Below are 15,453 nucleotides of genomic sequence, written 5' to 3'. Positions count from 1 at the left end.
GGCTCTTCTTATTTTTTTACTGCACTTTTATTGCACTTTTTTCATTTCTTTGTTTCGCAAGTAGTCTACAGTAAATTGATTCTTTGGTGAAGTATCATAATTTTGTTTTGCTTCTTTAAAGGAAATGGCTCCATTTAATTTGTTAGCTACCTCAAAATTACTGTTAGGATAAAGATGTCCATACGTTCCTAAAGTCGTCTCAATATCTTCATGTCCTAAACGGTCTTTAATGATGAGTGGGTTTTCTCCCATACTGATTAACAAGGAAGCATGCGAATGCCGTAAACCATGAATTCTGATTCGATGAATACTAGCCAGCTTAGCATAGCGTTCAATAGCATGTGCTAGCGTATGTTTTTGGGTAGGAATACCGTTATAGCTCATTACAAAGTCTGTCTGAATTAGATTTTGTTGTGCTTTCTTCCATTCGGATAGATAATTTAGAGTACATTCATCTAATACAATATGACGAACACTCGCCTTTGTTTTTGGTTCAACAAATCTATAATCCGATTGATTCTTGTAATAAAGTGTTTTGTTGATGGTTAGTACTCCAGAGTCAAAATCAATATCTTCCCATTGAATGGCAGTAGCTTCACCAATTCGCATTCCAGTCATAAATAAAAACCACAGAGAGATAAATAAAAAGTGTTGATAGTAATCTTCTTTATAAATTAGAGAGATTACTTTTTCAAATTCTTCTTTTGTCCAAAATTCAATTTTAGACTTTTGCTTTTTCACATTGCCAATAATCTTAGATGGATTTGTGGTGGTTATCCCAAGGACAATTGCTCGATCCATAGCAACTGAAAATAGTCCTTGAACAGCTCTCACATAAGAAGACTTACATTTCTTTGATAATTTTAGTTGCCAATTTTGCACATCAATAGGCTCAATATCGGAAACAGCCATTTTATCAAAATAAGAGAAATGTTTCTTAATAGTTGGTAAGCGATTTTCATATGTTCTGAGCTTTACCTGTGTCTTATACCATGGAAGAAAAATTTCAAAGATATAATGATTAAACGTCATTTTATCCTTATTCTCACTTAATTCTTCTGGTTTCATCAGTAGTAGTTTTGAATATTCTTCTCTTGCTTCTTTTTTAGTAGTGAATCCACTACGATATTTTTGAATTTTTTTTCCTTTAGAATCATAACCTAGATTTGCACGAAAATAATAGGTTCCATTCTTTGCTTTTTTTATTGGGTCTTTAACCATAGTTTTTACTCCTTACTGTGCAAAAACTACTCAGACCTGTTTTCATTTGAAAACCGAATTCCTAGAATTTCTTCAACAGCTTCACGAGGGACTCTATCTAACTTTCGAGATTGATAGTAGGTATGCCCTTTTGTAATCATCAATTCTTTTGCTTTTTTTATGATGTCTGCTGAAAAAGAAGTTCCATATCCTAGCTCAACTAAATCTTTTTTTGTGACCGTTATCATTATTACTCCTTTCCCATTATAGGCTAGGAAAACTCCAATATTCACCTATAATTATATCAAATATTTTTATGATAATACATTGACAAGAGAAGAATATCCCAGCAATCGAACAGCTCTAGCAAAGCTCACGGGCATTTCACCCCTGCATGATTTTCATGTAGCCGTACCCATTGTCTGCGACGCTACTAACGCTCGGACTGTGGCTATACGGGAGTATCATTATCACGATAAGAAAGTCATGGCAACAATCCTGCTAAAGATTGTTTACGAAGTTTTAACATGAATCGCTCGCTATCTTCATAGATCATGGCGTGTTAGTTCGTTGGCTCTTTTCTTATCGAAACGTATTCGATTGGCTTTATTCAATTGTCAAAGAACGTTTGGCTTGTTAGCCTATCAAAACATACTGAACATACAGTAGGCTTTGATGGAATAACAAACCTCCCAAATCGGGAAGCGTGGAACGGTTCAACACGCTTCCACGAAAAAATGAGATTATTTAATTTCGAACGCTAAAATCTTGGTGATGAGTTTTGTTTCCATTCTGCCACGTAGGGTTTCATCAATAACCATATGAGAATTGCCATATTCGTCTGTCATGCGACGCAAAGAACGTTTTGAGGTATACCCTCGATAATGTTTAACAATCTGATTAATTGCTTCCACGTCGCCATCTGTCGCCTTTACAATGAGGGGGAAGGGAACCCTTGGATAGGCTGTTTTCATTCTTTACACTCCTTCATGAATTCTTTAATCATGGCTAGTCCACTTATTCGATGACGATAAACTGTTGAACGATTTACATTTAGTAATTCTGCAATTTCCACATCACTCATATCCATAAAATAATGAAGTAAAATGATGTTCCGCTTGTTCTCTGGAAGGTGGCGTAAGGCTTCGCTTAACAAATCACTTTCAACATTGATTCTTAATCCATACAATGTGAATAGTTGAAAATCAGTGACATACGTATCAACCGTAGAAAAAGAGGTGACAAGGTAGTTATCTATTTCAGAAAATGAAACTTCTTTTTTGGACAGTCTGCTTAGATGTTTGAAATAATCTTTCCGTTCATCTTCAATGGCTTGTTTGCAGATATAGTCAAACTGATTTTCTATGGTTTCTTGAAAAGAAGATGGTTTCATGTTTTTCACCCCCTTTCTGTCGTGAAAGGGAGTGGCATGTACTTCTTTATCTCCCTTCATACTAAGTCCCGACACGAAAGGGGGATTTGTTGCATAAGTGAAGAAAAATCTTAAAAGATATTCACGAAGTAGCCAAAAAAACACATAAACAGATTGTTTTCTCTGTTCATGTGCTTCAATTGTTCTGTCTATACGATTTGTAAAACCACATTGATGGTCATATTTATCTAGTGTAGGTGGGTAAGTTTTTTTGATAAGAACCTAATTAAGAGAATTAGATAGTGACGTATCTTTTTCATGGCGACTGTGACCTCCATTCAGTCGCCAATTTTATCTACTTTTTAGCAGCATAACTAAATTTTATATAGTTGTATGGGTAAATAAAATCAGCGACCTTTCTATTTGAGATTGGATTTATCACATTCATAAGCATAATAGCGCTCTTAAAAGAACTCACAAACTACATAACACGTTTTTCTATACCTGTTTCCACTTGGATAGGAACAGTAAAATGTATAGAGGTGGTTTATTATGCGTAAAAAAGAAGATAAATACGATTTTAGAGCCGTTGGTCTAGCGATTAAAGAGGCTCGAATAAAACGTGGTCTCACCCGTGAACAAGTAGGAACAATCATTGAAATTGACCCACGTTATTTAACAAATATAGAAAATAAAGGGCAACACCCAAGTACACAGGTGCTTTATGATCTTGTATCATTACTCCATGTGTCTATTGATGAATTTTTCTTACCTACAGATAATTTGATAAAAAGCACTCGAAGGCTACAGATAGAAAAATACATGGATAGCTTTACAGACAAAGAACTATCCTTAATGGAAGCACTAGCAAAAGGTATCAATGAAGCAAGAAATATTGAAGGCTAGTCAGTAAAATTCAGATAAACAAAAAGAGCCGATAAGATGAGAGTTTCATTTCTCAAATTATCGGCTCTGCGTCTTGGCGTCTGGCTCTTTGATTGTTATTATATTCATTTTTTGAACATTAATTAAAGTTTCGTTCTTACATTTGGGGCAGTATAAAGGGAAATTTTTAAGTATAGTATCCACTCGTATTCGTAGTCTTGTTTTATTTCCACAAATAGGACACAATATCCACTTGTAGTTTATAATAACAATCTCCTCCTTTCCACTTTAATTCAAATCTATATTAAAGAATATTTCATCTTATTTAATAAGAAACCATATTTATATAACAACATAAAACGCACTAAGTTATTTTATTGAACATATATCTTACTTTATCTATCCGACTATTTAGACGACGGGTCTGGCAAACAGGTTCGCCAGTGGTAACCTGATATCCTTTTAGCTCTGCTAAACAAACACTAAGCCCATTTGTAAAAAAAGTTAAATCATTGCGATAATCTTGAATACATCGAGCAGGAATTTCTCCAATAATAATGACCTCATTATTTTTCAGTTGAGTATTTACGATATTTGCACAATATTTGGGAGCATCGTTATATGCCCGTGAAAGATATTCCTGTGGTGCATAAACTTTAAAACTAAGATATGGCTCTAACAATTCTGTTCCAGCTTTTCTAAAGGCTTGCTCCAGTACAATAGGAGTAAGCATCCGAAAATCTGCTGGAGTACTAACAGGGCTATAGTATAAACCGTACTTAAAACAGATTTTACAATCCGTCACATTCCAACCATATAATCCTTGTTCGCAACCATAGCGTATCCCTTCCATAACTGCATTTTGAAATGATTGATTTAAGTATCCAAGAGAAACCGAGCTCTCATACTGCATTCCACTTCCCAACGGAAGCGGTGATACAGATAAACCAATGGAAGCCCAGAAAGGATTTGGCGGCACTTCGATGTGAATGGTATATTCTGCATTTTTTAACGGTCTCTCCATATAAATGACTGTAGGCTCTTTTAGTTCTATCTCCACATGATACTTTTCTTGCAACAGTGCACTAATCACTTCCATTTGTACTTTCCCTAAGAAAGAAAGTATAATTTCATGTGTCGTAGAATCCACGTAATATCGTAGAAGCGGATCACTATCTGAGATTTCCAAAAGGGCATCAAGCAACATTTCTCTCTGTTCAGGTTTACTCGGTTCAACAGTTGTTTGTAGTAGAGGGTGCGGATTTTCAATCTTTTTTCTCTGTGGCAATAGTTTTGTATCTCCAAGAACACTATTTAACTTCAAAAACTCATTTTGCAAAATAACAATTTCTCCAGAATAAGCTCTATCAATCTTACATAATTCACCATTTATTGAAGTATACATTTCTGTAACTTTTATTTTTTCTTTTTCTGATACTCTAACCGAATCTCGTAAATGTAGTACTCCACTATAAAGGCGTATATATGCAAGACGTTGTCTTTTTTTTGTATATTCAATTTTGAAAACATTTCCGCAAAGTTCAGACGGACCTCGATGTGTTGATGAATAAAATTTATTAGTAATAACTTCTATAAGGTTATCAATCCCTATATTACTTTTTGCACTTCCATGATAAAGAGGGAACAGAGAACAATTCTGAAATCTTATGCTTTCCTCTTGTTCGAGTTCCAATGCTTCTAATGATTTACCGGACATATATTTCTCTAAAAGGTCATCGTTTCCCTCTATTACCGTATCCCATTGTTCAGATTCGGTAAAGTTCGTCACACACATATTAGGATACAGTTCTACCTTCTGTTTGATTACAATTTCGGCAGAAAGTTTCTCTTTAATATCCTGATAAACCGTTGATAAATCAATTCCATTTTGGTCAATCTTATTGATAAAAAAGATTGTGGGAATCCCCATTTTCCTAAGTGCATGAAATAATATACGAGTTTGTGCTTGTACGCCATCTTTTGCAGAAATCAGTAGAATTGCCCCATCTAAAACTGATAATGAACGATATACTTCTGCTAAGAAATCCATATGTCCTGGCGTGTCTATGATGTTCACCTTCGTATTTTCCCACTGAAAAGAGGTTATTCCTGTCTGAATTGTAATTCCTCTCTGACGTTCTAAAAGCGTATTATCCGTCCTCGTTGTACCTTTGTCCACGCTTCCTAATTCTGTAATCGCTCCACTGTTATATAATAAGCTTTCTGTTAAGGTAGTTTTTCCTGCATCAACATGAGCTAAAACTCCAATATTAATAATTTTCATGTGATTTTCCTCCATTCAAAAACCCAAAAGGGCATAAAAATCCCAGTGATAAATACTTTTATCACTGGGATTTTTATGCATAACCATAGGTATACAAAGCATACAGATATTCTCTGGATACTTTAGAATCACATGATAAAGGTATTCTTAAACTGGGTACAAAAAACTAAGCCCTCCTAAAAAAGGACATCTAATTATTTGTTCCCGCTATCAAATTGACAGTTTATTTAAGAATACCTTGCCGCATATTTATTAACTCCTTTTAAATAGTCACTTAAATAATAGCACGTAAGAGCATATTTGTAAAGGAATCTCCAATTTTTTATCAAAAAGAGTACATGATTACAAAGTATCTGTAATCATGTACCAATATTTGTTATTTTACAATCTTCCAATTATCTTGTTTTTCTAATATCAACTCAAATTGCGAGATTTGGGTTGCCTTTGTTTCTTGATCTAAATATTTCACAGCGACATTCACGATTACTTGGTTATCTTTTCTGGTAAAGATAGGATTCACCAATTCCTCGAAAACATATTCCTTGTTAATCATAGGTAACACATGATTACTTACATAGTAAGTCAATTCTTTTTCTGTGGCGGTAGGATAGAGCTGGAAGAACGTTTCTAAAAAGCTAGTGATTTCGTCCATCGTTTCTGTATCTACTGTATGGTCACTTTCTAGCTGTTTGGGTTGGTAGTCCGATTTTTGAGGTTTCTTACTCATTGTCGGATTTTTGATAATAACCATATTATCTGATTCATCTATATGGACAACCACATGAAAGCTAGACGATATAGTTTCCTTGTCTTTGTCTTCGGTAATAACTTGTTCAACAGAAAACAGTACCTCAAAGGTGTTCTCATTCACTTGAGAAACCTGCCACACCTGTATATCGTTCACACTAGAACTAGTAGGAATATCCTTACGAATCATTTCTTCATTTAATACCTGCAATTCTTCCGTCAAATAATGGGTCAATTTTTCATTTCGTTTATCAATGGCTTCTTGGGATTGTTGCCACGAAAAGTAGTCTTTCGCAAAGGATTTCACAAAACTTTCTACTTGGTTGGTATCGACAATCTGCTGTTTAATGATTTCTGTTTCACGGACAGTATGAGTGTCAATGGCAGTAAAATTTTTATAGATTCCAAATCCGACACTACCAATCAATAAAACCCATAAAACAAAGGTTAATTTCTTATGCGTGCCAACTTTAATCATCGGAACTTTTCTTTGCTTGCTCGGTTTTTTAGATTTCTTTGGTTTCTCCTTCTTTTCTTTTCGCTCGATTTTTATAATCATTTGATTCATTCCTTTCTTAGTTATGAATAACACGTCTAGCCCCAATCAGATGGTCTTGCCAATAACGACTGCTTAAGTCGCCATAACCGATTGGGTCGCCTGCATGATAAAAGCGATTTCCCTCTAAATATATCGCCACATGAGTCACATATGTGCCTGCATTATAGGTTGAATGAAAGAAGATAAGGTCGCCTGCTTGGGCTTCTTCCATAGAGATTTCTTGCGTAGCGTCATACTGATCTTGGGCGACACGAGGGAGAGAAATGCCAGCTTTGTCATACACCCATTGTATTAAGCCACTACAATCAAAAGAGGTGGTAGGCGACGCCCCTCCAAAGACATAGGGAAACCCTTCGTATTTCAAGGCTTCGTCCATAATGACTTGCACGGTTTCATCATCAAATTCTGTTGGGGAAGTGTCGGTTAGGTATTGTGAAACCAACTGAACATAAAACTGATTTCCATAGTTATATCGCCAACCACCATTCACAGGTATGGCTATGGGATTGGGATAGTCTGCTTTTTGACCACCCGACTTCTCTTTAGAAAACTGTTCGGCTAATTCATAGGTATATTTTTTCCCATGACTCCTCACATAATTTAAAAAGCCACCGCCATAATTATAAGATTGGATAACAGAATCTATATCCACTCCTTGTTGTTCTGCACTGGTTAATAATTCACTGAAATATTTAACCCCTTGTTTGATGGACTCTTCGGTACTCAAACTGTTGGGCGGTAAACCCAAAGATTCGGAACTTTGCATAACATCTTCTGCTGTACCGCCCGATTCCACTTGCATAATGGCTAAGATATAAGAAACATAGTCTTCAATCCCATATTCCTTACCATATTTTTCAATCAACGGACGGTGTGCCAACACTTCTGGTGAAACGGTCACACCGCCTTGTGAAATAGAAGAATCCTTGTTGTTTTCGCCACTGTCCGTATCATCTGCAAAGAAAATGACTAGGAATAATAAGAGAAAAAAGAAGAGAGAGAAGACCACACTACAAATCACTGTTATTTTTAGCTTCATGTTTGTTGTCCTCGCTTATCCGTTCTTTTATTTAGCTTCCTCTGATTGAATTGCTTCGGTGGTGTCTTTTGTTTTTGCTCTTTTTTCAATGGTCGCTGATGATTTTCACGTTTAGTGTTTTGTGACAAAACAGGCGTGACGGTTTGCTGACGCTTGCGAACATGCTGCTGGTTATTCTGAACAGGAGATGATGGGTTTTCTTTTCGTCTTTTTTCTTTTGCTTTATCCAGCTCCAAACGCTTTTGAGCAATGTTCTTTCGTTTTTGCTCCTGCTGGTTCATACGCTGTTGTTTGCGTTGAGCTTTGGTATCTGCCATAGATTGTTTAAAGTCTGTTACATTATGAGTGACATTCTCTTTTCCTTGATGAAGGGCATATTTGACATGGGTTGGTGTCGCCTGTATCTGTTGTTTAGCCTGCTTTCTTTTATTGACTAGACGATTTTTCGTGTCCAATACATGGGCTGTCTTTTCACCTAATCGTTGCCCGATACCGCCTTGTTGCTTTTTCACATTGGAAAGTGCTGTTTCTTTCTTTGGTGTAGTCCGTTCATTTTGACGAGTATGGTTAGCTTTATTGGTTTGATTCTGCTTTGTTGTCATTGTCTTTTGCTTCGTTGACCCTGCTTTTCCACGAAAAATCTTACTCATACTGCGTTGAAATCTTCTGGTTTGTCGATTCATCATTTGACGAGGTCTGCGAAACACTTGTCTGCCCATGTTTTGAGAGTCGTTGCTTTGTAAAGAGAATAGGCTCATTAAATCGCCCAGTTTAAAATAAATCCCTGCAAAGGTCACAATTTGTAAAAACATAATCATGAAAAAGGGAGAACTTGCTGACAGCGAATAAAGCATAGTGGAAATACTAAAGGCAACGGTAATAATCAAGGTAATACCAGCCCTTGTCATAATCACATTAAATAACTTGGTAATGGCATGCCTGCCCATGCCATCAAAACTCGGCAACATACTTAATAGGAAACTGATTGGCAAAAACATAGCGAAAATAATAAATAGCACTTGCGAAAAAATCATGATTCCTGTTAGAAGGAAAACAAAAATCGAGATACCAATATTGAATACAAACAAAAAGAAGACCGTTCCTAATCGGGAAATGGTCTTCGGGAGTGTTAAATAGGTATTGTCATGATCTTCAATTTCTTCAATCACTACATTTTCTCTATCTTCACCATTGTTTGTATCTGGACTGGTAGCCAATAACTTTTCCACACGGTCTTCACCTAAGGTTTCTATATCGGTTGAGCCATATTGAAGTAATAACCACGGTTGCTTGACTTGAACAGAAAATAGGCTATCACGTATCATATCCACACTGTCTTTGCCTTGACTATCCGTATCGGGAAGGACAATCTTTGTCCCAATATCTAAACTGGCAGTGCTCACATCTTTGGAAAAATCATTGATTTTCGCAATATAATCGGGAGCATACGCAATAAAGGAAGCTGATAGAATAAACACCACCACAAAATTTAACACAGCTCGTATAGCTTTGGTCGTTTCTCGTTTCACCAGTCCTGTATAGGCAACGTAGATTCCAACAATCAGAATAAAAAGAAGAAGGAAGCCGACATAAAAACCCGAACTGGAAAAGCCATTCGGTGTAATCCCTGCAATGGTCTGCATGTTCTCACCAATCGCTTGAGACGTTTGACTAATGAAATCCAAGGCGTAGGCTTCTTTGACCAAATAGCCTGTGGCGTTGGAAAGATAAAGAGAAATCGTCCAAATGAAATTGGTAATGGCATACAGTCCATACATCACTGATTGCCCTATGCCGTCACTCCAATTCCACGGCAGCCAGCCCCAGCTATTGTCCACATAATAATCAAGCTGATAATGATTTAAACCATACTTGGAATACTCGTTGCTTGTATCAATGGTTTCATCAACTAAGCCTGTTGCTTGTACTGCATTGCCCAGCGTGCCTAATAAAAGTAAAATAACGCCCACACAAAGGAGCGTTATCCAACTATAGTGAAGAAATTTCTTTTGTTTTTGTGTCATTTTTCCCCCTCATTTCGCACAGGCGGTCTGGTATCAAAGGCATGAAGCAACTCTTCAAAAATCGGGTGAAACTGCATAACCCCTACACGACCATAGATGTCTGAAACTAAACATTGTCCATTTTCTAATTCACGTAAGCGTTTCTGATTGTTTTCATCTTCCTTGTCCACGCCAAAAAATTCTAAGGTCTTTTTGATTTCCACTAGGTCAGTGGAACGAAAGGCGAATTTCAAGCCAATATTATTCTTCATCTTTTCATCTAGTAAATCGTCGGCGTTTTGAGTAACGAAATAGACCCCTGCATTCATGGCACGCCCTGCCCGAACTAAACGCATAGATAGAGCTTTTCCTTGTGCCACTTGTAAAAAACTCCAAGCTTCATCAAGGTCAACAATTTTAAAAATGGAACGGTCAGAGTGGATAAAGTCTAAAGCAAAGGTACTAATGACAATCAGCATTGCCACACTTAATAATTCCATGGTGGTGTATTCTTCAAAAGAGCTATTGGAATCGGGTAAGACCAAATCTGCCACTTGAATAATATTGAGTTGTTTTTCCAAGCTAATGGATTGGGTGACATTGCCATCACTGAATAACAGATGGGCAAAATCATAATCGACAAAGCTTTCGATATGGTCAGCAATACTATTGCTGATGGGTGTATCTTCTTTTCGCAATTCATCAATCACCAATAACAACCCTCGTTGTTCGCTTTGAGTGACACTCCGAATCGCTTTACGCAGGACAGGAAACTTCTCGCTATCTCGGCTGGAAATGCCTGTTAAGAACGTGAGAATATCAATGGCTAGGCTTTCTGAATCTTTCGGGAGTTTTAAGATCACATAAGGGTCAAGTAACCCTTTATTGTCGTTCTCACTCGTGAGATTAACGATATTGATTTCATGGGCAATATCAGGTAAGGTTTCTTTCCATTTGCCACGTTCAGCTTTTGGGTCTACAATGATTGCCTGTCCGCCAAAGAGTACCGAATAATAGACCAGCATATTGTTAGAGAATGATTTTCCGCCACCTAATGAACCAATAAAAGCAGACGCTAACGCATTCGTCACAGAGCCTTTAATTCCTTGACTTGCAAGGCTGGGTTGGAGATAAATATTTCTGCCTGTATCGAGATTGTAACCGACGTAAATACCAGAATTTTCACCAAGCATTTGTGTAGCTCCGAAACCAAGACCAGCCAAAAAATCCGACGTGACATATTGAATATAGTCATTGATATATCGCTTGCTTGAGGGAATAAATTCATTATGCAAGCCTAGCATATCGCCAAAAGGTCGTACTAATTTGATAGACAAATCATCATAAAAATCTTTTACTTCATCACAACGTTGTTTCAACTCGTCCAGATTTTTTGCCGATACCCGTACCACATAGCTTAGTTTGTACATGGATTCTTTGGTTTGGTCTAGGTTGGTTTCTAATTCGTCGACAGATTCTAAAGCGTCCACCACATTGGTACTGGTTTCATTGTCGCTTTCCCATGCGTGACTATCCAAGTCTTTCAATTCTTTCTTTTTGTTGCGAACGGTAGACAGAGCTTTTTTATTAGCAACAATTTCAACATTCATGCTGGTATCAATCGGGAAAGTGAACTGTTGTTGCTGGTAATAAAAAATCTCACTATTGGGGAAATCCAATTCGCCGACGATACTGTTAATCGTAAAATACGCCACATAAGTGGTAGTATCTTCCTGTTCCATCCGTAAGTAGCGTTGCTTTTCTTCGATTAAACAGCGAGTGGGTTTAATAATATCGTATTTCTTTACCAACACTTTTTTATCTTCATATCGTTTGGGTAAATGGTAGTCGTAGTCATCAAAAGGAATCCCTGTTTGACCGTAAAGGTGGGCAATGATATACCCAAAATCATCTTTCCCCAATGGGCGAATGTGAAAGCGTCTGGATAATTTACTTTCTAATAACTGTTCCATTTTAGAAAAGCGTTCGATTTCTGACATAGGCATAGAAACAAAATCGCCCATCAACTTGTGATTCACGCCATGAAAGAATTCCGCAAATGCTTTTTGAATGTCTTTGCCAATATTTTTGACCGATACTTCCTGTTCATTCAGCAAGAGTTTAAAACCAATAAAAAAGCGATAGTCCACTTGATTGTCACCAATCATAGAAACTAACGCTTCGGTCTGTTCATCTATTTTTTCGTAAGCTATCTCTTTTAATCGTCCAGTGATTTCTTTTTTCGATTGTTCCTGTGTCGCTCGAATACTTGATTCGGTTGCTAGTTGCAGGGCATGAATCTTACCATCACGATTTTGGGCAATCAATTGACGGAAATTATCATGAACTTGAACTTTTTCATCGGAACTTAAAAAACTGTAATTATAGGGAATTAATTCATAATAAGCAAATACTTCGCCATCATGATTAAATACGAGATTATCTTCGATATATTTAATGGGGTGTGCCATTTAATTGTTCACTCCTTACAATCGTGATTGATTCATTCATTTTTTCTTTATTTAATCGTATTTGTTTGCCAGCATAGGTTATTTTAGGGCGTAGAGCATAGGTAATAATAGATTTTAAAAATCCATAGGGTTTCTTCCCGTCAAAGGTTTTTTGACACATGAACCAAGTGAGGACAACGGGAATCCCTAAGTATTTGAGTAGTGCTCCGTCAATCAAGGAAAGTGGTGGTAAACTGCCAAAGATTATAACGACAAACAAAGAAACGATAAACCATGTCATTTGTGTAAAGGTTATGGGAAAAGGGAGTTGTAAATCATTAATTGCATAAATCACTTTTTCTACTGACCAAATACTGGTGTAACTTCTTATTTTTTTCATGTCTTCACGTCCTTTCCGTAAAAATAGAAAAAGAGCAATCAAAATAGGTGATTGCTCTATAAAATAATAATTATTTTGTGACTTTTAATTGTTGAAAAATAGTTATTCTGAGTAAATCATCTAAAAGACAGCAGGTATGAAGTAATACCCAATTTAATCTACTGTATTCTGTATAGTCAAAATGAAAGTGTTTCATAAATTTTTGAGCGAATTTTTCTGCTTTTTCGTTAAAACCTTTGAAATCACCATGTCCGATTTTATTTCTCATTTGTCTTAATAATTTTGCTACTTCACTCGAAACCTCTCCATATTTCTTATCAAGATAAGGTATTAGTAATTTGTCAATTTCATTTGTATTCTGATTTGGTTTTAATAATACAAGTTCTAACAAAGTAAAAGTCTTTAAATAATGATTTTGATTATAACTATTATCACTATATATCCCGTTCATAATATAATCTAATTTGTAATAATCGTTTTCCGATTTTAGTATAGAATCAATTCGGTTGCCCATTTTTTTAAGTTCCGTAATGTAGTCGTCTGTAGTCCTGCACCCTTTAAAGTTTGAATCAATTCTAAAACTTAGATTTGATAATATCCTAGTATGCTCTTTAGGATTCATATTACTTGTATAAATGCAGTTCATATGAATACCATTTTGTATATCATGATTTACAAAGTTACTAAAATACATCACTTTTTCAGCGTAATCCTCTTCACAAAAACGACCATCAAAGCAATTGCTTGTCCAATCAAAAAAAGGCATATCCTGATATTCATAGTCAAAGAATAGACATATCATATTATCAACAAGGCATTGAAGACATGACTCAATAGAATCTAAATTATATTTTGTATAGTCTTCAACATTGGCGTGAACGATTTCTTTCAAATAAGATATAGAATATTCTGTTTGAAATGTTTTACCATACCTTTTCAAATTATCTGCCATGTCAACTTTTTGTTGTCGAATTTCTTGTAACATGTCTTCTATAATGCTTTCCTTCCAGTCATCAGAAACATTAGATATATATAGTTTCAATTTATCTGACAATTTTATTTTTGTTATTTTCCCATAAACATCTATTATTACCAATTGAACAATCCTCCTTAATTCAGAACGTATAAAATTATTATAGCAGTATTGCTAGTTTAGAGTAATCCATGTTAATTAGAATACTCAAATACTCCATGAGAGGTGATAAGATAATTTCCCTCTATTTCCATATCACGTCCCAAAGCTTGATAATCAATATAATTTTGTAAATTAGAAGGTACTTCACCAAGTTGTCCTGTTTCTTCCACATAATAACGGGCGACATCTTCCATAGAATCACATTCACTATAACAATGAATATTCTCTTTGTTTTCCAGTAATTCTTCCAAGCTACTAAACCACATGCCTTGAATTTCTTTGAGTTCATTATAAATAGGTGTACCTTCGATTTCTTGAATGGCTTCACATAGACGGTTGATTTCACTAATTGGCGTGTATTCGTCCACATCAAAAGGAAGCTCAAAATCATGTATGGCGTATTCTTCGTAGTTCTCATTTAAACCGATTCTTTCTGCCATTTCTTCCTCATCAATTGGTGGAGTAAACCATGATCCAACTAATTCACCTTCATTATACCGTCCCAAATTTGCCACATAGACTTTCAATTCCAATTCTTATCACATCCTTTTTATAAAATATAGTCAAAAAAAAAGTAGCAATCAGTTAATGACGCTACTTATCAAGGTATCCGCTAATATAATCTGTAACTGTACTTGAAATACCTATTATTAGTTTTGCTTCTCTCTTTCCAATAATATTTGTATTAGGATGTGCAAGTGAATGCCTATTTCTTGCTTCATTAAGAGAGCTAATCATTCCATTTGATGACCTTATCGTTGTCTTCACTATATCAGCAAGTTCAGTAGGTTGAATTTCTTTTTCAATTAATTGTTGTATCCTACTATATAATTTAGATAGATTTTCGTCTCTAGGAACTGTAATTTCATATTTTTTTAGTATTTCAATTAAATATCCATGAAAAGCAGTGTGAACTCTGTCAAAGGCACGTTGATATTCACCATTACTCATGAAAGACTCAGCGTCTTCAATAGCTTGTGAAATCACATCACTAATTTTCAACTGACTAAAGTTAATTACTTCGTAATTCTCTGGAAGTGGTACTAAAATAGTATCCACTAATACATTATCACCTTGTTTATCATATATGGAGCTTGCTGTCTGGGTAAGCAAATCTTTATGACTTTCAAAAAAGTCTAAATCATCAAAAGGAGCTCTTATTTTAAGATAGGTGCAAAGCGTATTCCAATCCCTTTTGTATCCTTTATAATAAGTAAACTCGTTAGTCTCATCTAAAGTTACCTCTGATATTTTCATTTTAGAAACAATCTCGTTACCTCCTTCATAATAATTTGAAGAGCTCTTTCTTTCTAATGTTTTAATTAAAAGAGATTTAAATTGATCATTTGTAAACATATTCATGGATCCTTTCATAACAA

At 35.6% G+C, this 15,453-nt stretch carries 15 protein-coding genes and 1 pseudogene; 1 reads left to right on the top strand and 15 read right to left on the bottom strand.

The annotated features are described in order from the left end of the window. Nucleotides 1-27: 27 nt before the first annotated feature. The 4 genes from AB3I20_RS07865 to AB3I20_RS07850 form a co-directional block, all read right to left on the bottom strand. A complete protein-coding gene (locus tag AB3I20_RS07865; RefSeq protein ID WP_000237798.1) occupies nt 28-1,221 on the bottom strand; it encodes a site-specific integrase in 1,194 nt (397 codons plus the stop codon). Nucleotides 1,222-1,247: 26 nt separating this feature from the next. Continuing rightward, nucleotides 1,248-1,448, bottom strand: a complete 201-nt coding sequence (locus tag AB3I20_RS07860) for a DUF3173 domain-containing protein (RefSeq protein WP_000633909.1) — start codon at nt 1,446-1,448, stop codon at nt 1,248-1,250. 495 nt (nt 1,449-1,943) lie between these two features. Beyond that, the gene (locus AB3I20_RS07855) at nt 1,944-2,174 is read right to left on the bottom strand and encodes a helix-turn-helix domain-containing protein (protein WP_000845144.1); all 231 of its coding nucleotides are present in this window, start codon (nt 2,172-2,174) and stop codon (nt 1,944-1,946) included. Continuing rightward, complete coding sequence (locus AB3I20_RS07850; protein ID WP_000804878.1) at nt 2,171-2,593, bottom strand: RNA polymerase sigma factor; 423 nt, start codon at nt 2,591-2,593, stop codon at nt 2,171-2,173. The genes AB3I20_RS07855 and AB3I20_RS07850 overlap by 4 nt, the downstream gene beginning before the upstream one ends. 531 nt (nt 2,594-3,124) lie before the next feature. On the opposite strand from AB3I20_RS07850, the gene AB3I20_RS07845 reads away from it, so the two are divergent. Beyond that, entirely contained in the window at nt 3,125-3,478 is a 354-nt protein-coding gene (locus tag AB3I20_RS07845) for a helix-turn-helix transcriptional regulator (protein WP_001227349.1), read from the top strand. Nucleotides 3,479-3,535: 57 nt separating this feature from the next. Here AB3I20_RS07845 and AB3I20_RS07840 read toward each other — a convergent pair whose 3' ends face one another. The 11 genes and pseudogenes from AB3I20_RS07840 to AB3I20_RS07790 form a co-directional block, all read right to left on the bottom strand. Beyond that, complete coding sequence (locus AB3I20_RS07840; protein WP_032506803.1) at nt 3,536-3,724, bottom strand: cysteine-rich KTR domain-containing protein; 189 nt, start codon at nt 3,722-3,724, stop codon at nt 3,536-3,538. 97 nt (nt 3,725-3,821) lie between these two features. Further along, a complete protein-coding gene (gene tet(M) / locus AB3I20_RS07835; RefSeq protein ID WP_000691737.1) occupies nt 3,822-5,741 on the bottom strand; it encodes a tetracycline resistance ribosomal protection protein Tet(M) in 1,920 nt (639 codons plus the stop codon). 15 nt (nt 5,742-5,756) lie between these two features. After that, nucleotides 5,757-5,804 (bottom strand): annotated as a pseudogene (locus tag AB3I20_RS07830) (hypothetical protein); the annotation flags it as partial. Nucleotides 5,805-6,117: 313 nt separating this feature from the next. Then, nucleotides 6,118-7,047 carry a conjugal transfer protein gene (locus AB3I20_RS07825; RefSeq protein WP_000584387.1) on the bottom strand — a complete coding sequence of 310 codons (930 nt, stop codon included), beginning with the start codon at nt 7,045-7,047 and terminating at the stop codon, nt 6,118-6,120. Nucleotides 7,048-7,063: 16 nt separating this feature from the next. After that, nucleotides 7,064-8,086 (bottom strand): bifunctional lytic transglycosylase/C40 family peptidase, encoded by a 1,023-nt coding sequence (locus tag AB3I20_RS07820; RefSeq protein ID WP_000768374.1) that lies wholly within the window; start codon nt 8,084-8,086, stop codon nt 7,064-7,066. Beyond that, a complete protein-coding gene (locus AB3I20_RS07815) occupies nt 8,083-10,110 on the bottom strand; it encodes a CD3337/EF1877 family mobilome membrane protein (RefSeq protein ID WP_000192390.1) in 2,028 nt (675 codons plus the stop codon). Before AB3I20_RS07815 ends, AB3I20_RS07820 begins: the two co-directional genes overlap by 4 nt. Then, nucleotides 10,107-12,560 carry an ATP-binding protein gene (locus AB3I20_RS07810; protein ID WP_000941001.1) on the bottom strand — a complete coding sequence of 818 codons (2,454 nt, stop codon included), beginning with the start codon at nt 12,558-12,560 and terminating at the stop codon, nt 10,107-10,109. The genes AB3I20_RS07815 and AB3I20_RS07810 overlap by 4 nt, the downstream gene beginning before the upstream one ends. Beyond that, entirely contained in the window at nt 12,544-12,939 is a 396-nt protein-coding gene (locus AB3I20_RS07805) for a conjugal transfer protein (RefSeq protein WP_000723886.1), read from the bottom strand. Before AB3I20_RS07805 ends, AB3I20_RS07810 begins: the two co-directional genes overlap by 17 nt. A gap of 70 nt (nt 12,940-13,009) precedes the next feature. After that, entirely contained in the window at nt 13,010-14,035 is a 1,026-nt protein-coding gene (locus tag AB3I20_RS07800) for a hypothetical protein (protein ID WP_000234705.1), read from the bottom strand. 71 nt (nt 14,036-14,106) lie between these two features. Then, nucleotides 14,107-14,607, bottom strand: a complete 501-nt coding sequence (locus AB3I20_RS07795; protein WP_000421245.1) for an antirestriction protein ArdA — start codon at nt 14,605-14,607, stop codon at nt 14,107-14,109. Nucleotides 14,608-14,668: 61 nt separating this feature from the next. Beyond that, complete coding sequence (locus tag AB3I20_RS07790; RefSeq protein ID WP_000678782.1) at nt 14,669-15,448, bottom strand: abortive infection family protein; 780 nt, start codon at nt 15,446-15,448, stop codon at nt 14,669-14,671. Nucleotides 15,449-15,453 lie beyond the last annotated feature (5 nt).

This window comes from Enterococcus sp. C50 (assembly GCF_040887505.1).
In the GTDB taxonomy this organism is placed as follows: domain Bacteria; phylum Bacillota; class Bacilli; order Lactobacillales; family Enterococcaceae; genus Enterococcus_B; species Enterococcus_B thailandicus.
Note: the sequence above shows the minus strand (reverse complement) of the source record. Positions and strands in the feature narration are given on the sequence as shown.

What these genes read in the sequence shown, in the direction of transcription:
- AB3I20_RS07855 (WP_000845144.1), bottom strand. Translation starts at nt 2,174, where the DNA reads ATGAAAACAGCCTATCCAAGGGTTCCCTTCCCCCTCATTGTAAAGGCG.
- AB3I20_RS07850 (WP_000804878.1), bottom strand. Translation starts at nt 2,593, where the DNA reads ATGAAACCATCTTCTTTTCAAGAAACCATAGAAAATCAGTTTGACTAT.
- AB3I20_RS07820 (WP_000768374.1), bottom strand. Translation starts at nt 8,086, where the DNA reads ATGAAGCTAAAAATAACAGTGATTTGTAGTGTGGTCTTCTCTCTCTTC.
- AB3I20_RS07845 (WP_001227349.1), top strand. Translation starts at nt 3,125, where the DNA reads ATGCGTAAAAAAGAAGATAAATACGATTTTAGAGCCGTTGGTCTAGCG.
- AB3I20_RS07815 (WP_000192390.1), bottom strand. Translation starts at nt 10,110, where the DNA reads ATGACACAAAAACAAAAGAAATTTCTTCACTATAGTTGGATAACGCTC.
- AB3I20_RS07865 (WP_000237798.1), bottom strand. Translation starts at nt 1,221, where the DNA reads ATGGTTAAAGACCCAATAAAAAAAGCAAAGAATGGAACCTATTATTTT.
- AB3I20_RS07810 (WP_000941001.1), bottom strand. Translation starts at nt 12,560, where the DNA reads ATGGCACACCCCATTAAATATATCGAAGATAATCTCGTATTTAATCAT.
- AB3I20_RS07790 (WP_000678782.1), bottom strand. Translation starts at nt 15,448, where the DNA reads ATGAAAGGATCCATGAATATGTTTACAAATGATCAATTTAAATCTCTT.
- AB3I20_RS07825 (WP_000584387.1), bottom strand. Translation starts at nt 7,047, where the DNA reads ATGATTATAAAAATCGAGCGAAAAGAAAAGAAGGAGAAACCAAAGAAA.
- AB3I20_RS07860 (WP_000633909.1), bottom strand. Translation starts at nt 1,448, where the DNA reads ATGATAACGGTCACAAAAAAAGATTTAGTTGAGCTAGGATATGGAACT.
- AB3I20_RS07805 (WP_000723886.1), bottom strand. Translation starts at nt 12,939, where the DNA reads ATGAAAAAAATAAGAAGTTACACCAGTATTTGGTCAGTAGAAAAAGTG.